Below are 20,512 nucleotides of genomic sequence, written 5' to 3'. Positions count from 1 at the left end.
GTGATCATCGACTGTTGCACCCGAGAGATCCTTGGTTGGCGATTGTCGGACAACGGCAGCAGCAAGACGGCTGAAGCCGCGCTGGAAGAGGCTCTGGTACATCGATTCGGCGCACTGGGTCGGATTCATCAACCGCTGGCCCTTCGCTCTGACAACGGCCTCGTCTTCAGCAGTCGGCACTATACGGCGACAGTGAAGGCCTACGGGCTCACACAGGAATTCACGACGCCCTACACCCCGGAGCAAAACGGCCTGGTTGAGCGCTTCTTCCGGTCCCTGAAGGAAGAATGCATCTGGCAGCATCGTTTCGAGTCGTTGGGCCAGGCCCGAGCGGTGATCAGCCGCTGGATTCGGTACTACAACGAAGAGCGGCCACATCAGTCTCTAGGCTATGTGGCACCCCGAGCACACCCGTCATTAGCGGCGTAGGGTGTGCAGAAACCGGGGGGGCATTACAGGCTGCCACTGGCTTTCATCACCTGAGTACTCACCTGGACACCCCGACGGCCCCCGTTGGGGTGTCGTCGTTTATGGGGTGAAAAAGCCAGGGATTGTGACTCGTTGTCGTCAGATCGAAGATGTAGGTCTATGCTGAAAAGGCCAAGTTTACTTAGGGAGAAGAGGCCTTTGGGAGGGTGGTCAATCCGGCGATAACAACAGGGAGAACTTGGTAGAAAGTTATTTTGAGGCAACCGGTGGGGTGATGGTCCATGGCGTCTGTGCGTGCTTTAGTGCGTTGACGATGCTGCCGAGGAGCCGGGGCTGCTGGATGCGAGGCTTCGGAGGCGAACCGTGCACCAGCATCGAGACCTGCGCTTGGTGCAGACTATCCACTTCCAGCCATGGGCTGTGCCCGCCTTTTCATGCATTGTTCCATCGTCGGCCCCCACAACGTCGCCCCTGATGAGGAGACGGGTGGGGGAGACTGATCACCTTCCGCTGTCCAGCGCGAGCGATGGGCCAGGGGTAGCGTTCTTTCTCGCCATGCTTCTTGTTGACGACTCATACCGCGCTGCTCCGCGAAGTATCTGATGTCAATCTCTCGTCAAGGAGCCAACCCATGAAGAAGCCAAGTGACGATGATCCCTGCCAATGCAGCCCTAAGGTGGCGTTGGGCCAGGGCAAGGCGCAAGAACTGGTGGTCGCGAAAGTGCCCCAGGGGTTTGATACCAACATCAGTATTCGTCTCGTTCCCGGACAGGACTTCGCTCTCCCCCGACGACCGCTGCGCTGTCGACCGCGCAAGGGAGCGCCACGTCGAGACGCCGAGCCTTTGGCGTTGCCGGATGAGGTGATGGAAATGCTCCAGAAAGCTGACCAGGCGGTGATCGAGTGGCTGTCCCAGAGTGAGGCCAACGCCCTGCTGTACATGGCGCGCCCCGCCGAGGCGTTACTCAAGGCCGGTATCAAGCTGTCACGGCAGCAACTGAAGTCCATCCATCGGGTCCACCGCGAGGTCGAGCAGGCCGCAGTCATCGGTCCCGGAGTCAAGGTGGCGGGTTTCAAGATCGCGACCTTTCCCCGCGGTCGAGTCGGCCAGATATCGCCGGACGAAATGCCGAAGGACGATGACGGCGATGCACAACGCGAGGAGGGCTAGGTCATGGCACTCGATCGAACTGCCGGCTTCGACATGCTCGTTCAGGTGTCCGAGGACGAGCTCAACAATCAGCTGGCCACCGCCTTTCTTGCCGGTGGCATCTTTCCCCCCAGTATCAGCGTGCCGGTCAACGCGGGCGGGGTGAGCGGGAGCGCCGATCTCAACTTCGATACTCCCGTGGCCGACCTGGACCGCCCGCGTCCGGCCGTGGGTCTGACGCTTCCCTTCAGCGATTCTCAGCTGCAGATCACCGCGCCCTTGCCCCTGACGGTGGCCCCGATCGGCGGCGCCATCACAGTGGTGGACAGGGTCGCCGTGATGACCGAGGGCAGTAATCAGCTGGTCACCATGGATTTCAATGCGGGTGCACCGGCGGTCAGTGTGGCGTTCGACCCTGCGTCAGCGACGTTACTGGGGCCGCTTTTGAGTGCTGCAGGATTGAGTCTGGCGCAGGCACAAAACATGATGGCGGGAATCGTCCTCGACCAGCTTCAGACCAGTATCGGTCGGCTTGATCTAACGCCTCCGATTCCGGTGGTCGACGATGACGACGCGACCACCGTGTTCGATATCGATGTCACCACCGTGAACGACACCTCGGCACTGGACCGAGATTGCCTGGCATTCGGTGTGCGCATGTCCAGCGATGGTGGCGGTAATATCAACAACGTCACATCGAGCATGATCCCTGCCGGCAGCGAGTCGCTGGTGATGATGAGCAACTTCTGGCTGCTGGCCAGGGTGATGCGTACGCGTATTGCGGCGTCGTTGGGGCGACCTGTCAGCGATTTCGATACGCCGCTGAGGCTCAATCGCAGTATCCCGGCGCCGGGAGGCGAGGGGACGCTGCGCAATCTCGAGGCGAGGATCATCGGCAATCGTATATCCGTCACCGGGCGTGCCACCGACTCCGGTACCGGCTGGTTGGCGGAGTCGAATTTCTCGTTTTTCATCGACATCGGGCTCGATGGCGGTGCCATCACCGTTACCGCTACCACCCCAGTGGTGGATACCGACGTGGACCTGGCCTGGTGGGTGTGGCTTGCCTCCCTTGGGTTGGGCGGGTTGTTCGGCGGCATTGTCGGGGTCATCGTCGCCGCCGTGGTGCTGGCCATCGTCGAGGCGGTGGCCGAGGGTATCGCCGATGGCCTGATATCGGATGGCCTCAGCGGAGCGATCGGTGGACTGCCAGCCATCCCGCTGGGCCCCATTGGTGGTGGCCTGACGCTGACCGATATCGTGCTCGATGACCTGGAGCTTCGCTCAAACATCGTGCGCTCGGTATCGGTACCGGTGAAGCACCAAGGCGGGCACGTGGCAGCCGGTGGCTTCTCGCTGGACCTGGACACTGGCATCGTTAGTCCCGAGCTTCGACCAGGGGCAGACCTGGCCTGGCACCCCCAAAGCGGCCTGAGTGCCGCCGGTGGAAGCGGGCTTTCGGTGACGGGCATCTCCTTCGGGGCGCTGACGCCGGTACAGATCTCCCGACTGCCGCTGGCCACCCAGCAGATCCCGCTTGGTCTGATTCCCTTCACCTATCCGCCGGGGTTCCCCGTCCTGCCGCATCATGATGTCGTCTTCGGCATGCGCACCAGCGAGGGTCGCCTGGCCAAGCTACGTGCCTGGCGCTCGATCATCGAGGCTGGGGCCCTGAACCTCAGCTGGGTGACCTTCGATACACCGACACCCTCTTTGGATATCGCGGCAAGATGGACGGTGGGTGAGCGCGGCAAGATGAGCACGTATACCACTCGCGATTGCGCGTCCTGTCGCGCCTGGCCGGTGAGTCGACGGGGTATCTTCGAGGCTTGGCCGAGGCTCGTGGCCTTTCCGGTCGACTATGAGTGGTGCCTGTGTGGACAGGTACTGGAACAAGGGGACGGCAAGGTAGAGCACGCCTCCGGGGCGATCGTCTACCGCCTCAAGGGCAGGCGCCTGGAGATCAAGACACAGATGGCCCAGTCGATCGACTGTGAGCTGTGTGTCAGCGCCATCGACGCCCATGGCCGGGAGCTCTATACCTGCATCCAGCTCCACCAGCCCGGCATCGAGAGGCGCTGCAGGCCCTGTGATCCCACCCGCAAGGACGTCGCGTTCGATTTCAAGCCGGTGGCCGCCGCCCTTGCCGATTGGCGTCCATTGTTCGCAGTGCTGCCGACGTATTATCAACTAGACACCAGCGCCTAGGGGCCTGGCAACGACCCGAGGTCACCGTGCCAGTGCCGTTTTCGGCACTGGCACGGTGGGGCGTTTACTACTGAGCGCAGGTAAGCTGACTGCGTTGGCCCCTTGGCGATCATCGCAAGTCATGTGTCTCGGGACAGCCGCGGCAGAGGAGCTGAGGCGTTGAAAAGGCGCTGTGGGGTAAACCTCTGCAAGCTAAAGTACCGCGAGGTGACGTCATGTGAAGGGGTTTCTCGTTGTTGTTGTGCTGGTTGTCGGGCTTGTCAGTGTGTTTTTTGGCATCGAAAAGAGTATCCACTCGACGACAACGCTGCGTCTTTTCGAGCTCGTCACGCCCTATAAAACACAGACCATCCTCTATCGGCATGTCGATAATCCGGACGTCGCTATCGAATTGCAGATGAAAGACATTGGGGCGAGGGGTTACTTGAGGCGCACCGTAAGAGTGGCGCCAGGTCTGCTCTGGGACAGCGTCGAGGAAGTCGATCTGCAGAGCATCGATAGCAATGAATGGCGTCGCGTCGATGAGTACGTCAATGAGCATGGCTTGAAGGGAGGTTAGCCATATGGACGTTGTCGTCAGGCGGGCAGAGCCCGATGATGCTGAAGGCCTCAAGAGCCTCTATGAACGAGCCCCTGTCTTTGCCGACACCTTGAAACTGCCATTTCCCAGCACCCGTCTGTGGAAGGAACGCCTGGCGTCGTTCGATGATCACTTCCACTTCCTTGTGGCGACGCTCAACGATGAGCTTGTCGGTAGCCTGGGGCTCGAGCAGTGTCGTTCTCCGCGAAGACGTCACGTGGCGACCTTCGGCATGGGGGTGAGAGATGATGTCCAGGGACAGGGGGTGGGCCGCGCGCTGATGGCCAGCATGCTGGATCTATGCGACAACTGGCTGGCAGTGACACGCATCGAGCTCACGGTCTACGTCGACAATGCGCGAGCGGTTGCCCTGTACCAAAGATCCGGCTTTGACATCGAGGGCGAGTCGCGACATTTTGCCTTCAGAAACGGGACCTACGTCAGCGCCTACTCCATGGCCCGAGTGAACGATCAGACAGCCCAAGGAGACCTTCCCCGGTGAGCCCTTTTGCCGCTACCCCCACGCCTCCCTACTACGCGGTCATCTTCACGTCCCTACGCACTGCCGGCGATCACGGCTACGCTGACATGGCGGACAAGATGGTCGAGCTGGCCGCGCAGCAGCCGGGTTTTCTTGGCATCGAATCGGCCCGTGAGGACGGCGAAAATGGCCTCGGCATCACCGTATCCTACTGGGCCGACCTGGCGTCCATCCGCGCCTGGAAGGCCCAGCTCGATCATCGTCAAGCTCAGGCCATGGGGCGCGAGCGCTGGTATGCCAGCTACAAGGTCCGAGTCTCCCGGGTAGAGCGGGAATATGGTTTGTGACACCGATAGGTGCAGGCGCCGACGCAGGCGCTATCACGTTGTCGGGTGCTGATAGAGAGAGGCCACGGTCCATACTCGGCCCCTCTGTTGGCGGCGTCGCTGCGGTGTCAGCATCAACGGGCGAACTGACTTAGGGGCAGGTAGTCCAGGCGTTGACCGGGCACCACCTGAAGGCCTGGTGGTACCACCAGATAGCCGTCGGCGTGGGCGGCACATTTCAGCATATTGGAGCCTTGGGCGCCGGCGATGCGTGCCACCGGGGCCACATCGCTGTGGTCGAGATATACCCTCAGTAATTGGTGGCGTGCTGGATTGGCGCGGAAGGTAAACCCTGCATGGACGGGAAAGCGGGCGAGGGGCGCCAGGTTGCGCCCTTGCAGCCGCTGCAATAGCGGAAGCCCGAGCAGGTGCCATGACACCAGCGCTGCGGTGGGGTTGCCGGGCAGTCCCAGCAATGGGGTGCCGCTAGCCTGGGATTCGCCGATGTAGCCCAGGGTGAAGGGCTTGCCCGGCTTCATCGCCACGCCACTAAGGCTGATGCCGCCAAGTTGCTCCAGGCAGGGCCTGACATGGTCTTCCTCACCCACGGATACGCCACCGGAGCAGACGATCAGATCTGCCTGGCGGGAGGCATAGCGCAGGGCGCTCTCGAGGTCCTGACGGGTGTCTTCGATGTTACCCAGATCCACCAGCTCGACATGCTGGTCCTGGGCGAGGGCATGCAGCATCTCGGCATTGGAGTTATAGATCTGCCCGGGCGACAGCGCCTGCCCCGGGTTGACCAGCTCGGTACCGGTGCTGATGATCGCCACACGCAGACGCCGACGGCAGGGCACATCGGTCAAGCCCTGCGCGGCCAGCAAGGCCAGGCGAATGGCGTCCAGACGCTCACCGGCGTCCAGCAGTAGTGCGCCCTCGCGTAGCTCTTCGCCGCGACGGCGAATGTGCTGGCCTTGGCGCAGGTTCTTGGGAAAGTAGATCTGCCCCTTGTCGTCCAGTCGCACGTGTTCCTGGGGAACCACCACGTCGGCGCCATGGGGAATGGGAGCCCCGGTGAAAATCCGAGCGCAGCCGCCGAAGGGCAATGGTTCAGGCATGCTTCCAGCGGGCACTCGCAGCAGTACCGGTAGCCCCACATGGTCCTTGAGGTCGGCCAGGCGCAGCGCGTAACCGTCCATGGCGCTGTTATCGACGTTGGGTACGTCCATGCGGGCATGCAGGGACGTCGCCAGCACACGGCCTCGCGCGTGATGGCTGCGCACGCATTCTGTTCCCGTCACCGGGGTGGCCAGCGCAATGACCTGATCCCGGGCCTGCCACAGGTCGATGAGTGGGCGCGATTCCCTGGGAGTGTCGCAGCTGCAGGTGTCGCTCATATCAGACCTCCTCCAGACGGTGGTCCATCGCCTGCGAGGACTGGCGGCTGGCGCAGCGCTGGGGGTCGTTGACGACCATGGCCACAAAGTTGCAGGGACGCGTGCGGGCATCGAGCTGGGCCGCCAGTATCTCATCCCAGGCCATGGCGCAGGCCTTGGGGGAACCGGGCATGGCGAAGACCAGGGTACGGTCGATGATGCCGGCGATGGCACGGGACTGTATCGTCGAGGTACCAATACTCTCGAACGAGCGCTGGCGGAACAGCTCGCCGTAGCCTTCGACGACCTTATCGAACAGCACCGTCAGTGCCTCCGGGGTATTGTCCCGTGCGGTAAAGCCGGTGCCGCCGTTGACCAGCACCACCTGGATGTCTTCGCGCAGGACCCAGGCGCTGACCTGGGCGCGGATGCGGTAGATGTCGTCCGGGACCAGCGCCCGTTCGGTGAGGCGATGGCCGTGGTGGGCAAGACGTTCAGCCAGCAAGTCGCCGCTGTCGTCCTCCGCCAGGCCCCGACTATCCGACACGGTCAGCAGGGCAATATCCAGAGGAATGAAGACGGCGCTCGTTGACGTATGTGACATGCAAGGCCTCCGTGAAGCATGCAAAGGGTACGGGTGCGCATCCGTCCGGGAGCACGGTGCTTCGAGTTCAGCGCTGCGAGCTAGACGCTTTGAATTCAGCGCATCAGCGGTCCGTCGGCGTCCTCGTCGGCGAGGGTGAAGCCTTCCACGCCAATCTCGCTTTCCAGGGCCAGCAGGTAGTGGCGCAGGGCCACTCGAGTGGCCTGCTCGGTCAGTTCATGCTGAACGCTTTCCTTCACCTCGGCGTAGGGCAGTGGCTGACGATCGAGGCGGGCATCGACCCACACCACATGCCAGCCATAGCGTGAGGGCAGCGCGCGGTCATGCAGTCCCTCCGGCAAGGTGTCCAGGGCGCGATCCAACTCGCTGACGGTTTGACCCCGCGCCACCCAGCCGAGGCTGCCGCCTTGGTCCTTGGACGGGCATTGAGAATGCCGCTGGGCCAGTTCGGTGAAGCGCTCAGGGCGCTGGCGAAGGGTCTTGATCAGGGTTTCCGCCTGGGCCAGCTGGGCGTCCCTGGCCGCTACGTCATCCGGGGCGGCCGCCAGCAGGATGTGCCTGACCTTGTAGCGAGCGGGCTCGCAGAAGCGCTCAGGGTGAGCGGCGTGGTAGCGCAGGCAGGCGTCGTCATCGGGTGCCGGAATCTGCAATTCCTGCTCCAGCATGACGGCAATGGCGCGCTCGTCGGGTTCATGCAGGGTGCCCGTCTCGATCCCCAGAATCTCGGCGCGCTGTCGCAGCAGGGCCTGGATGACCAGGGCGCGGGCCGCCGCCTTGGCGGCGGCCTCGCGATCCGATGACGGATGAAACTGCATTTCCCCGGCAATATCTGCCTCATCGATGACGGCGCCGCCAACGCGGATGCTCAGGCGAGGTGTGGCCGGCAAGGTTTCCAAGGGAATGGTTTTCATCATCAGGGTCCTCAGGCGCGTCGCCGCACGATTTGATAGCGGCGGCCCAGATAGCCAAGCGGGGCGCTCCAGGCGTGCACCAGACGGGTGAACGGGAAGATCAGCACGATGGTCAGTCCCACCAGGATGTGCAGGTGGTAGATGAAGCCAATGCCTTCGAGATGGGAGGCGGCCCCCCCCTGGAAGAACACGATGGCCTGGGCCCACTCAGCCAGCTTGATCATCACGCCACCGTCCAGGTGGTGCATGGCGGCAGGGATGGTCAACAGGCCCAGAGTGACCTGGACCACCAGCAGCACGATGATCAGGTTGTCCATGACGCTGGAGGACGCCTTGACCCGGGGATCGGTGAAGCGGCGGTGAAGCAGCATGGCGCCACCGATCAGGCAGGCGATACCGGCAAGGCCCCCCACCAGAATCGCAAACACCTGCTTGGTGCCAGCGCTGATAAAGGGCGCGTAGACCCAGTGTGGTGTCAGCAGGCCGACCAGGTGGCCGAAGAAGATCACCAGGATGCCAACGTGGAACAGCGGGCTGGCCAGGCGCATGCGTTTGGACGATAGCATCTGGCTGGAACCGGTCTTCCAGGTGTACTGACCGTGGTCGAAGCGCAGCAGACTGCCGATGACAAAGACGCTGCCCGCCAGGTAGGGGTAGAGGCCGAACAGCAGGGTATGCAGGTAGTTCATGACAGACCTCCAGTGGGTCGAGAGGGCATGGCATCGGGAAGACGAATGGTGTCGGGCTGGACGCTGCCACGACGTTCGGCAAGACGCCTGCCTTCCGCCGAGGTCAGTGCACAGTCCTGATCCGATTCGGCCGAGAAGCGCACGGCTTCTTCTTCCCACACGGCGTCCAGGGCAGCAGGGGTGTTGTCGGGTGACTCCTGTTCGACCGCCTCGCGATGGGCATCCACCTGATCCTCGGCGCCGATCATGGCCAGCAGCGTGCGCGTGATGAGCGCCTGATCGCACTGCTTGCTCTCCAGGCGGGCCGTGAGCAGCGCCAGGATATGGCTGACATCGCCGATCCAGCTGGCGATGTCGTGGGCACTGCGGGTAGACAGGAATTCCAGCAGCAGTGGCAGGTGGTCGGGTAGCTCGCGGCTGTCCAGGGCAAAGCCAGCCGCCTCGTACTCGCTGAGCAGGTCGACCATGGCCTGGCCGCGGTCTCGGGACTCGCCATGGACATGTTCGAACAGCAACAGCGAGGTAGCGCGGCCGCGGTCGAACTGGGCGACATAGGCCGCCTGGACGTCCAGCAGGCGGGCATCACGCAGGCGATCGCACCAGTCAAGCAAGGCCTGCCGGGGGGCTCCCCCCGGCAGTGGCATGGCGGCAATGGCGGCCTTGACCTCATCGATAGCCGCGATCAGCTCTCGGTCGGGATAGTCGAGCAGCCGGGCCAGGGCACGCAGGCCCTGGGCGAGTGGCCCTTGAGTGGCGGCATCAGTCATGCTCGACCTCCGGATGAGCGGGATCGTACTGCTCAACGTCGACCAGGGTGGTGGTCTGCTTGCGTCCGCCGAACAGACTGACATCGTCGCTTCCGCCCTGGCAGCCATTGCCGAAGGTGAAGCCGCAGCCGCCACGCTCCGGGAAGGCCTCACGGGCCAGTTCGCGATGGCTGGTCGGGATGACAAAGCGGTCCTCGTAGTTGGCGATGGCCAGGTAGCGATACATCTCCTCGACCTGGGCCACGCTCAGCTCGACTTCGTCCAGTACGTCGAGGCGAGCCTCGCCATCCACGTGCTTGCCACGCATGTATTCGCGCATCGCCATCATCCGCTTGAGCGCTCGCAGCACAGGGGCTTCGTCACCGGCGGTCAGCATGTTGGCCAGGTATTTCACCGGGATGCGCAGGGACTCGACTTTGGGCAGCACGCCATCGCTCTCCACGTGACCGGCATCCACCGCCGACTGGATGGGAGAGAGCGGCGGCACATACCAGACCATCGGCAGGGTGCGGTATTCCGGGTGCAGCGGCAGGGCCAGCTGCCAGTCCATGGCCAGCTTGTAGACAGGGGACTCCTGGGCGGCCTTGATCACGTTGTCGTCGATGCCGTCACGCTTGGCCTGGGCGATGACCTCGGGATCGTGGGGATCGAGGAAGATCTCGCACTGGCGCTGGTAGAGGTCGCGGTCGTCCTTGGAGGCGGCGACGTCTTCGATACGATCGGCGTCGTAGAGCAGCACGCCGAGGTAGCGAATGCGACCGACACAGGTCTCGGAGCACACCGTCGGCTGGCCGGACTCGATACGCGGGTAGCAGAAGATGCACTTCTCGGACTTGCCGGTCTTCCAGTTGTAGTAGATCTTCTTGTACGGACAGCCGGACACGCACATCCGCCAGCCGCGGCACTTGTCCTGGTCAATCAGGACGATGCCGTCCTCCTCGCGCTTGTAGATGGCACCGCTGGGGCAGCTGGCCACACAGGCAGGGTTCAGGCAGTGCTCGCACAGGCGCGGCAGGTACATCATGAAGGTGTTTTCGAACTGACCGTAGATGTCCGCCTGGATCTGATCGAAGTTGACGTCCTTGCGCCGCTTGGCGAACTCAGTGCCAAGAATTTCTTCCCAGTTCGGGCCCCACTCGATCTTTTCCATGCGCTGGCCGGAGACCAGCGAGCGCGGACGGGCCACCGGCTGGTGGCGCCCCCGCTTGGCCTGGTGCAGGTGCTGGTAGTCGAAGGTGAACGGCTCGTAGTAGTCGTCGATCTCCGGCAGGTCCGGGTTGGCAAAGATGTTCGCCAGCACCCGCCATTTGCCGCCGATACGCGGCTCGATGGTGCCGTCCTCGCGCCGTAGCCAACCGCCTTTCCAGCGGGCCTGGTTTTCCCATTCCTTGGGGTAGCCGATGCCCGGCTTGGTCTCGACGTTGTTGAACCAGGCGTACTCCACGCCTTCACGGCTGGTCCACACGTTCTTGCAGGTCACCGAGCAGGTGTGACAGCCGATGCACTTGTCGAGGTTGAGCACCATGCCCACTTGTGAACGGATCTTCATTTCACTGCCTCCTGAACGCTGTCCTGTCCTTCCCCGTCCAACCAGTTGACGTGCTTCATCTTGCGCACCATGACGAACTCATCGCGGTTGGAGCCGACGGTGCCGTAGTAGTTGAAGCCGTAGGCCAGCTGGGCGTATCCGCCGATCATATGGGTCGGCTTGGGACATACCCGAGTCACCGAGTTGTGGATGCCGCCGCGGGTGCCGGTGACTTCGGAGCCGGGCACGTTCACGATGCGCTCCTGGGCGTGGTACATCATCGCCATGCCGTTCTTGACCCGCTGGCTGACGACGGCACGGGCGGCAATGGCGCCGTTGGCGTTGTACAGCTCGATCCAGTCGTTGTCCTCGACGCCGATGGCGCGGGCGTCATCCTCGGATAGCCAGACGATGGGGCCGCCCCGGGACAGGGTCAGCATCAACAGGTTGTCGGAGTAAGTGGAGTGGATGCCCCACTTCTGGTGCGGGGTGATCCAGTTCAACGCGATTTCCGGGTTGCCGTTGGGACGCGGCATCGCCATGGCCTTGGTGGCCTTGGTGTCGATGGGCGGACGATAGACCAGCAGGCTTTCGCCGAAGTCGCGCATCCAGGCGTGGTCCTGATAGAACTGCTGACGTCCGCTCACGGTACGCCAGGGGATCAGCTCGTGGACGTTGGTGTAGCCCGCGTTATAGGACACGTGCTCGTCTTCCAGGCCTGACCAGGTTGGGCTGGAGATGATCTTGCGCGGCTGCGCCACCACATCTCGGAAGCGGATCTTTTCCTCTTCCTTGGGAATCGCCAGATGGGTATGGTCCCGTCCGGTAATTTTCGAAAGCGCGTCCCAGGCCTTGACCGCAACCTGGCCGTTGGTCTCTGGTGCCAGTGACAGGATCACCTCGGCGGCGTCGATGGCGGTCTCGATGCGCGGCTGCCCCTTGGCCGGGCCGTCCAGCTTGACGTGATTGAGGCCGCGCAGCAGTTCGACCTCCTTCTCGGTATTCCAGCTGATGCCCTTGCCACCGTTACCGATGCTTTCGAGCAGCGGCCCCACCGAGGTGAAGCGCTCATAGGTCTCGGGGTAGTTGCGCTTGACCTCGACCAGGCTCGGCATGGTCTTGCCGGGCACCGGCTCGCACTCGCCGCGCTTCCAGTCGAGCACCTCGGGCTGGGCCAGCTCGCCTGGGCTGTCGTGCTGCAGCGGCAGGGTGACCAGGTCGGTTTCCTCGCCCAGGTGGCCGGGGCAGACCTCGGAGAACTTCTTGGCGATGCCCTTGTAGATATCCCAGTCGCTACGCGCCTCCCAGGCCGGATCGGTGGCGGCGGTCAGCGGGTGGATGAAGGGATGCATGTCCGAGGTGTTGAGGTCGTCCTTCTCGTACCAGGTCGCGGTGGGCAGCACCACGTCGGAGTACAGACAGGTGGTGGACATACGGAAGTCGAGGGTGGTGAACAGGTCCACCTTGCCTTCCGGGGCTTCCTTGTGCCACGTGACTTCCTTGGGCATGGCGCCACCGGACTCACCCAGGTCCTTGCCCTGCAAGCCGTGACGGGTGCCCAGCAGGTACTTGAGCATGTACTCGTGGCCCTTGCCGGAGCTGCCCAGCAGGTTGGAGCGCCACACGAACATGTTGCGCGGGAAGTTCTGGGGGTTGTCCGGGTCTTCTGCGGCAAAGTTGAGCCGTCCCGCCTTCAGCTCGTTGACCGTGTAGGCGGCGGTGGACATGCCGGCCTCAAGCGCGGGGCCCGCCAGTCGCAGCGGGTTGATACCGAGCTGAGGGGCGGAGGGCAGCCAGCCCATGCGCTCGGCGCGCACGTTGAAGTCGATCAGGCTGCCGTCGTACTTGCTGGGGTCGGCCAGCGGTGACAGCAGCTCCTTGACTTCGAGCTTCTCGTAGCGCCACTGGCTCGAGTGGTTGTAGAAGAACGAGGTGCCGTTCATCTGGCGCGGCGGACGCTGCCAGTCCAGGCCAAAGGCCAGCGGCAGCCAGCCGGTCTGGGGCCGCAGCTTTTCCTGCCCCACGTAGTGGGACCAGCCACCGCCGGACTGACCGATGCAGCCACACAGCACCAGCATGTTGATCAGGCCACGGTAGTTCATGTCCATGTGGTACCAGTGGTTCATCCCGGCACCGACGATGATCATGGAGCGACCCTGGGTCTTGTCGGCATTGCTGGCGAACTCGCGGGCGATGCGAATGCACTGGCTGGCCGGCACACCGGTGATCTTTTCCTGCCACGCCGGGGTATAGGGACGCAGCTGGTCCAGCGAGGTGGCGCCGTCGTCTTCGCCGTCAGCACCGAGGCCACGGTCGATACCGTAGTTGGCGCACATCAGGTCGAACACGGTGACGGCCAGCACTTCCTTGCCGTCTGCCAGGGCCAGCTTCTTGGCCGGCAGGCAGTGGTGCAGCACCTCGTTGCCTTCGACGTGGTCGAAGTGCTCGTGGGCGATACCGCCGAAGTAGGGGAAGGCCACCTTGGCGACGCTGTCATGGGCATCGGCCAGGGACAGGCGCAGGTCGACCTCCTGGCCGTCGGCGTCGAGTGACTCAAGGCTCCACTTGCCTTTTTCCTCGCCGCCATTTTCCCCCCAGCGGAAGCCGATGGAGCCACGGGGCACGACGAGCTGATCGCGCTTTTCGTCCCAGGCGACGGTCTTCCACTCGGGATTGTTGTCCTGGCCCAGGGAGGCATCAAAGTCGGCGGCACGCAGCTGCTTGCCGGGCGCGTAGCTGCCGTCTTCCCGGGGCTCCAGCGCCACCAGGAAGGGCATGTCGGTGTAGCGCTTGACGTAGTCGGTGAAGTAAGCGCTGGGGGAGTCGAGGTGGAACTCCTTGAGGATGACGTGGCCCATGGCCATGGCCAGGGCGGCGTCGGTGCCTTGCTTGGCTGACAGCCACTCGTCGGTGAGCTTCGACACCTCGGCGTAGTCCGGGGTGATGGACACGGTCTTGGTGCCCTTGTAGCGCACCTCGGTAAAGAAGTGGGCGTCCGGCGTGCGGGTCTGGGGCACGTTGGAGCCCCAGGCGATGATATAGCCAGAGTTGTACCAGTCAGCGGACTCCGGCACGTCGGTCTGCTCGCCCCAGGTCTGGGGGGAGGCCGGCGGCAGGTCGCAGTACCAGTCATAGAAGGACAGGCAGGCTCCGCCGATCAGCGACAGGTAGCGGGCCCCGGCGGCGTAGGAGACCATCGACATGGCGGGAATCGGTGAAAAACCGATGATGCGGTCAGGTCCATAGGTCTTGGCGGTGTAGACGTTGGCCGCAGCGATCAGGGTCTGGGCCTCGTCCCAGTCGGCGCGAACGAAGCCGCCCATGCCACGGGCACGCTTGTACTGGTTGGCCAGCACCGGATCTTCGACGATGGAGGCCCAGGCCTCCACCGGGTCTTCGTGCTTGTCCAGCGCCCGACGCCACAGGCTGACCAGCTCCTGACGGATCAGCGGGTACTTGAGGCGGTTGGCACTGTACAGGTACCAGGAGTAGCTGGCGCCACGCGGGCAGCCACGTGGCTCGTGATTGGGCAGGTCGGCGCGGGTGCGGGGGTAGTCGGTCTGCTGGGTTTCCCAGGTCACCAGGCCATTCTTGACGTAGATCTTCCAGCTGCATGAGCCGGTGCAATTCACCCCGTGGGTGGAGCGCACGATCTTGTCGTGCTGCCAGCGAGCGCGATAGCCATCTTCCCAGTCGCGGGTCTCTTCCCTCGTTTCGCCATGTCCATTGGCAAACTGGGGAGGACGCTTGGTCAGGTATCTCAGCCGATCGAGAAAGTGACTCATGGGGGGTCTCCTCAAAGGCCCCCTTGCGGGGGCCATGCTAGGCGGTCCTTGTGGACTCGAATGTCACGGTCTGGTGGAGTCTTGAAGCTCAGAGCTAGCTCTCAACGTCAGCCCTGAATGTCAGTGCTATGCGTCCGAAGCCTCTTTGGGATGGTCCTTGCTGCGGCCCTTGCAGGCAGGCCCGGCGTCCAGATTGAGTTCGATTTCTGCGCCCTTGCGGCTGTAGTAGAACCAGGTCAGGGCGGTACACAGCAGGTAGAAGACGATGAAGCCAAGCAGGGCGGCTTCCGGTCCGCCTGTCAGCGAAATCGAGGTGCCGAAGGACTTCGGGATCAGGAAGGCGCCGTAGGCGGCGATCGCCGACGTGAAGCCAATGGTGGCGGCCGATTCGCGCTCTGCATGGACCAGCTGTTCAGCACTGGTCAGGTTGGGCATCAGACGCGGCACTTCCTTGCGGAAGATCGACGGAATCATCTGGAAGGTGCTGGCGTTGCCGACGCCGGTGGCGAAGAACAGCAGCATGAACGAAGCGAAGAAACCGTAGAACGCCATCGGCATGGTCTTGTTCATCAGGAAGAACAGCACGCCGATGACCCCGGCGATCATGGTCAGGAAGGTCCAGAAGGTGACCCGGGCGCCGCCGAAGCGATCGGCAAGACCGCCGGTCCAGGCACGGCTGAGGGCGCCGACAAACGGGCCGAGGAAGGCATACTGCAAGGCGTCGATGGCCGGGAACTGGGTCTTCGTCAGCAGCGGGAAGCCGGCAGAGAAACCAATGAAGCTACCGAAGGTGCCGGTATAGAGGATGCACATCAGCCAGTTGTGCTTGCGCTGGAAGATGACCGACTGTTCCTTGAACGAGGACTTGGCGCTGGCGATGTCGTTCATGCCGAACCAGGCGGCAACGGTGGCGATAGCGATGAACGGCACCCACACGAAGCCGGCATTCTGCAGCCACAGCATGCCGCTGTCGGACAGCGGTTGGCCGTCTCCGGTAAACATCACGAAGCTGCCGGTAGAAATCACCACGGGCACCAGGAACTGCATCACCGATACGCCAAGGTTGCCAAGACCGGCGTTCATGGCCAGTGCCTTGCCTTTCTCGCGCTTGGGATAGAAGAACGCGATGTTGGCCATGCTGGAGGCAAAGTTACCGCCACCGAAGCCACACAGCAGGGCAATGATCGCCATCACCAGGTAGGGGGTGTCAGGGTTCTGTACCGCAAACCCGATCCACAGTGCCGGCAGAATCAGTGAGGCCGTGGAGAAAGCGGTGAAGCGACGCCCGCCGAAGATCGGCACGGTAAAGCTGTAGAAGATGCGCAGCGTAGCGCCGGACAGTCCCGGCAGGGCGGCCAGCCAGAACAGCTGGTTCGGGCTGTAGTCAAAGCCCACCTGGGGCAGTTTGGCCACCACCATGGACCATACCATCCAGATGCTGAAGGCCAGCAGCAGACAGGGGATCGAGATCCATAGATTGCGACTGGCAATCTTGCGGCCGGTGGTCTGCCAGAAAGACTCGTCTTCCGGGCGCCAGTCCTGCAGCACGAACTTGCTGGGGGTAGAAAGCTCCGGCAGATCGGTGGATTCGCAGCGGTCGCGAGCCTCGATGCGTTCGGCTTTACGAATCGCGTGATGCATCCACAGCAGCGCTGCGGCGACCACGACGAACATCAGCATGAAGCAGCTCTGCCAGATGCCGATGACATCGTTGAGCATGCCGAAGGTCAGTGGCAGGAAGAAGCCGCCGAGTCCGCCGACCATGCCTACCGCGCCGCCCACCAGACCCACGCTCTTGGGATAGTAGACCGGGATGTGCTTGTACACGGCGGCCTTGCCCAGGGACATGAAGAAGCCCAGCACCATGGTCAGCAGGATAAAGCCGACCAGGGGCATGGCGAAGGTGAACTCGACCGGGCCATGGACACCGGCAACGGTATAGTGAGTCGGCGGATAGCTCAGCAGAAAGGTGCAGATGACCGAGGCCAGGAAGGTCCAGTACATCACCCGGCGAGCGCCGTAGCGGTCCGACATCCAGCCGCCGAGGATGCGGAACAGCGAGGCTGGAATCGTATACAGCGCCGCGACGATACCCGCCGCTCCCAGGCTGAGTCCGTAGACCTCGATCAGATAGTGGGGCAGCCACAGGGCGAGGGCCACAAAGCCGCCGAAGACGAAGAAGTAATACAGAGAAAAGCGCCACACGCGCAGATCGGCCAGCGGCGCAAATTGCTCGGATAGCGGCTGGCGCACGGCGTTGCGAGATCGACTGCCGGGATCTTCCTTGGCCAGCACAATGAAGGCGACGCCCATGATGGCCATGACGGTGGCATAGACCAGCGCGGTGCTCTTCCAGCCCAGTGCCAGGAGCAGGAAAGGGGCGCCAAAATTGGTCACGGCAGCGCCCACGTTACCGGCACCAAAGATGCCCAGAGCGGTACCCTGACGTTCCTTCTCGAACCAGGCGGAGGTGTAGGCGACGCCGACGATGAAGGAACCGCCCGCAAGGCCGATACCCAGGGCGCCGACCAATAGCATCGAGTAACTGTTGGCAAAGGTCAGCAGATAGACGCAGGTGGCCGTGATCAGCATCAGCAGGCCGAACACCCAACGGCCACCGAAACGGTCAGTCAGTACGCCGAGGAATAGACGGCTAATGGAGCCGGTCAGCACCGGTGTGGCCATCAACAGGCCGAGTTGAGTGTCAGAAAGACCGAAGTCTTCCTTGATTTGAATGCCGAGAATCGAGAAGAGAGTCCAGACGGCGAAGCAGAGAGTGAAGGCCAGGGTGGCCAGACCTAGCGCTTGATTCTGCTGACGCCGCGGTACGGAGTCATGTTGAAGCATATGCTTTCCTCAGTAGGGGTGCCGGTTTGTCCCCTTAAACATTGCTACAATGTATCTGCAAGGCACTTGATTGTGATCAACAGAATGGGAGGGTATATCCAGCGTCGTTGATCTCTTACCTCCATGGGGGTATGCGGGTGTTTTTAAGAGATTCGTCACGTATTATCTGCCTCGAAACATAAATGAGACATTCTGATATTGGTTAGGTGATAACTCCCTTGATCTGGGTCAATAGAAGTGGGTGGTGGAAGACAAGACACGAGGGGCAGCCATGAACGGCGCCTTTTACCTGCGCCGCTCTCTGATGCTGCGCATGCTGGTCGCGATGGCCGCGATTGCCTGTCTGGCGCTGGTCAGCCTGCTGGGCTCGATCGTTATCGCCCAGAGCGCGGGTGGCTACGCCGATGCCATCAATCAGGCGGGGTCGCTGAGGATGCAGGCCTACCGATTGCTGTCGACCAGTGAATTGCTGCCTGCCGACCATCCCCGGCGCCGTTGGCAGCAGGAACAGATGGAAGCCACTCTTGCCAGCCCAGCCATTGTCAGTCTGATTCCTGGCGATGTGGATGACCCCCTGAGAGATGCCTATGACAGAGTGGTCGAATGCTGGCACGAAAACCTGCGACCCAATATCCATGCCTTTGACGGCGGCAATGCCTTTCGCCTCGATGACCAGGTGGCAGAGTTCGTCGATAAAGTGGATATTCTAGTTGGGAGTCTGCAAAAATATGCGGAGTCTAAGGTGGTCTTTCTGGAAGTTTTTCAGGGTGTGTCGCTGACCATTCTTGTTGTTTTTATGGTGATGGTGGTGTACAGAATTGTGTGTGGCGTCATGCCGCCTTTTAGAGATCTTATTCGGGTGGTAAATGGTGTAATGGTGGGTGACTTCTCCGGTAGAACGACCTACCGTGGGAATGACGAGCTTGGCCTCTTGTCGCGTACGATCAACAAGATGAATGCCAGTCTTTCGGAAATGTATGGGCAGCTCGAAAAGCGAGTGGCGGCCAAGACGCATGAGTTGAAGCGCAGTAATGATGCGCTGCGGATGCTTTACCTGACGGCGCGACGTTTGAATGGCGTGACGCCATTGACCCGTGAGGAACTTGAAGACGTCCTGCGTCAATTGGAGGCGGTCACCGACGAGGGACCGTTCGAGCTGAGGCTCACTACCGGTGGGGCCGGCAAGGAAATGATTCGCCTTGTGCCTCGGCCCGCGGCCCATCATCAAGCCGAGACTGCGACAGCGCGATTGGAGTCGTGCAGTCGCATGACATCTTCTCCATCGCCAGGCAGCGGCAATGAGTATGCGGTGCGCGTGCGCGAGGCAGGGCGCGACTTCGGCGAACTGCGGGTCCAGCAGCCCCCTGGGCACATGTTGGCACAGTGGAAGATCGAGCTGGTCGAGACCGTGGCAGGGCTGATCGCAGCGGCCCTGTCATTGTCGGAAAAGTCCGATGAGCAGCGCAGGCTGGCGCTGATGGATGAGCGCGCCGTCATTGCCAGAGAGCTTCACGATTCCCTGGCGCAATCATTGTCCTACCTGAAGATTCAGGTGACGCGATTGCAGATGCAGCTGGACCAGCAGCGCCACGAACAGGTCGCGCAAGTGGTGGCCGAGCTGAGGCATGGGCTGAACTCGTCCTATCGTCAGCTGCGCGAACTGCTGAATACCTTCCGTCTGCGCATCCACGAGGCGGGCCTGGAGGCGGCGCTGGATGAGACGGTGCAGGAGTATTCCAAGCGGGGCGACTTCGAGCTGACCTTGAAAGGGCAATGGAGCGGGCTTGCGCTGACGCCCAACGAAGAAATTCATGTACTGCAGATTGTGCGCGAGGCGTTGTCCAACGTGGCGCGCCACGCCAGGGCCCGCCACTGTACGGTCAGTCTTGCCGCAGAAGATACGGGTCATTATCAGCTGTCGATCAAGGACGATGGGGTCGGTATCGGTCCCCAGTCAGATCCATCCATTTCCCATGGGATGGCCATCATGGAAGAGCGGGCGAGGAGCCTGAGTGGAAAGCTCTCGGTCAATGGCATCAAGCCATGTGGCACCGTGGTGACCGTCCGCTTTCTGCCGCGCCTGCTGGTACAGCTACCTGTCGCGGTCAGCTGAACGTGTCGTCCGGCATAGGTCGGACGCACTCACTCAGGAGATTTGGCAATGAGCATGCTTCGATTGATGATCGTGGACGATCACCCTCTCTTTCGGCGTGGCGTTCGCCAGCTGGTGGACATGGACCCGAGCCTGGTGGTGGTGGGCGAGGCCTCCGACGGTGCGGAAGCGGTGCGCAAGGCGATTGACCTTCAGCCCAATCTGATCCTGCTGGACCTCAACATGCATCCGATCGATGGGATTGAGGTGCTGAGGCGGATGCGTGACGCTCGGGTCAAGAGTCGTATCGTGATCCTGACCGTATCCGATGCCGACGATGATGTGGTGCGGGCGCTCAAGGAAGGTGCCGACGGCTACCTGCTCAAGGACATGGATCCGGAGGAGGTGCTGCGTCTGATCCGCGAGGCCGCGCAGGGGCAGGTGGTGCTGGGGCCGCAAATGGCGTCCTTGCTGGCCAGCGTGGTCAAGGGCGAGCTGCCGGCGGGGGGGGACGATGGCATGTCCTGCCTCACCGCGCGAGAGCGAGATATTCTGCGCACCCTGGCCCGGGGGCTGTCCAACAAGATGATCGCCCGTGAACTCGACATCGCCGAGGGCACCGTCAAGGTGCACGTCAAGCATCTGTTCAAGAAGCTGGACCTGCGCTCCCGAGTGGAAGCGGCGGTGTGGGCCACCAAGCATGGCCTGGGCTGAAAGGCGCTACTTCTTGGCTCACGTC

At 62.4% G+C, this 20,512-nt stretch carries 16 protein-coding genes; 8 read left to right on the top strand and 8 right to left on the bottom strand.

The annotated features are described in order from the left end of the window. The 6 genes from JF545_RS19230 to JF545_RS19205 all read left to right on the top strand — a co-directional run. On the top strand, positions 1-429 hold a 429-nt coding region (locus tag JF545_RS19230), incomplete at its 5' end, for an integrase core domain-containing protein (protein WP_206944755.1). Between the two features lie 631 nt (positions 430-1,060). Next, complete coding sequence (locus JF545_RS19225) at positions 1,061-1,600, top strand: hypothetical protein (protein WP_206944754.1); 540 nt, start codon at positions 1,061-1,063, stop codon at positions 1,598-1,600. A gap of 3 nt (positions 1,601-1,603) precedes the next feature. Further along, positions 1,604-3,787, top strand: a complete 2,184-nt coding sequence (locus JF545_RS19220) for a hypothetical protein (protein ID WP_206944752.1) — start codon at positions 1,604-1,606, stop codon at positions 3,785-3,787. A gap of 217 nt (positions 3,788-4,004) precedes the next feature. Further along, positions 4,005-4,346 carry a hypothetical protein gene (locus tag JF545_RS19215; RefSeq protein ID WP_206944750.1) on the top strand — a complete coding sequence of 114 codons (342 nt, stop codon included), beginning with the start codon at positions 4,005-4,007 and terminating at the stop codon, positions 4,344-4,346. A 4-nt stretch (positions 4,347-4,350) separates the two neighbouring features. Next, entirely contained in the window at positions 4,351-4,869 is a 519-nt protein-coding gene (locus tag JF545_RS19210) for a GNAT family N-acetyltransferase (RefSeq protein ID WP_206944748.1), read from the top strand. Then, positions 4,866-5,195, top strand: coding sequence for an antibiotic biosynthesis monooxygenase family protein (locus tag JF545_RS19205; RefSeq protein WP_206944746.1), 330 nt, complete (start codon positions 4,866-4,868; stop codon positions 5,193-5,195). Before JF545_RS19210 ends, JF545_RS19205 begins: the two co-directional genes overlap by 4 nt. A 113-nt stretch (positions 5,196-5,308) precedes the next feature. Here JF545_RS19205 and JF545_RS19200 read toward each other — a convergent pair whose 3' ends face one another. From JF545_RS19200 to JF545_RS19165, 8 genes are all read right to left on the bottom strand, one after another. After that, entirely contained in the window at positions 5,309-6,571 is a 1,263-nt protein-coding gene (locus JF545_RS19200) for a molybdopterin molybdotransferase MoeA (protein WP_206944744.1), read from the bottom strand. Between the two features lies 1 nt (position 6,572). Beyond that, a complete protein-coding gene (gene moaB / locus JF545_RS19195; protein WP_206944742.1) occupies positions 6,573-7,154 on the bottom strand; it encodes a molybdenum cofactor biosynthesis protein B in 582 nt (193 codons plus the stop codon). Positions 7,155-7,249: 95 nt separating this feature from the next. Then, entirely contained in the window at positions 7,250-8,065 is an 816-nt protein-coding gene (locus tag JF545_RS19190; protein ID WP_206944739.1) for a peptidylprolyl isomerase, read from the bottom strand. Positions 8,066-8,076: 11 nt separating this feature from the next. After that, positions 8,077-8,754, bottom strand: a complete 678-nt coding sequence (gene narI, locus JF545_RS19185; RefSeq protein WP_206944737.1) for a respiratory nitrate reductase subunit gamma — start codon at positions 8,752-8,754, stop codon at positions 8,077-8,079. After that, positions 8,751-9,521, bottom strand: coding sequence for a nitrate reductase molybdenum cofactor assembly chaperone (gene narJ, locus JF545_RS19180; RefSeq protein WP_206944735.1), 771 nt, complete (start codon positions 9,519-9,521; stop codon positions 8,751-8,753). The genes narI and narJ overlap by 4 nt, the downstream gene beginning before the upstream one ends. Then, positions 9,514-11,070, bottom strand: coding sequence for a nitrate reductase subunit beta (gene narH, locus JF545_RS19175; RefSeq protein ID WP_206944733.1), 1,557 nt, complete (start codon positions 11,068-11,070; stop codon positions 9,514-9,516). The genes narJ and narH overlap by 8 nt, the downstream gene beginning before the upstream one ends. Then, on the bottom strand, positions 11,067-14,834 hold the full coding sequence (locus tag JF545_RS19170; protein WP_206944732.1) for a nitrate reductase subunit alpha: 3,768 nt from the start codon (positions 14,832-14,834) through the stop codon (positions 11,067-11,069). The genes narH and JF545_RS19170 overlap by 4 nt, the downstream gene beginning before the upstream one ends. Before the next feature lie 126 nt (positions 14,835-14,960). Then, a complete protein-coding gene (locus JF545_RS19165) occupies positions 14,961-17,681 on the bottom strand; it encodes a nitrate/nitrite transporter (protein WP_206944730.1) in 2,721 nt (906 codons plus the stop codon). A gap of 271 nt (positions 17,682-17,952) precedes the next feature. Between JF545_RS19165 and JF545_RS19160 the strand changes: the two genes are divergently transcribed. Then, positions 17,953-19,794, top strand: coding sequence for a histidine kinase (locus JF545_RS19160; RefSeq protein ID WP_206944728.1), 1,842 nt, complete (start codon positions 17,953-17,955; stop codon positions 19,792-19,794). A 48-nt stretch (positions 19,795-19,842) separates the two neighbouring features. Beyond that, a complete protein-coding gene (gene narL, locus JF545_RS19155) occupies positions 19,843-20,487 on the top strand; it encodes a two-component system response regulator NarL (RefSeq protein ID WP_206944726.1) in 645 nt (214 codons plus the stop codon). The last annotated feature ends 25 nt before the right edge of the window (positions 20,488-20,512 follow it).

Source organism: Halomonas litopenaei (genome assembly GCF_017303055.1).
In the GTDB taxonomy this organism is placed as follows: Bacteria; Pseudomonadota; Gammaproteobacteria; order Pseudomonadales; family Halomonadaceae; genus Halomonas; species Halomonas litopenaei_A.
Note: the sequence above shows the minus strand (reverse complement) of the source record. Positions and strands in the feature narration are given on the sequence as shown.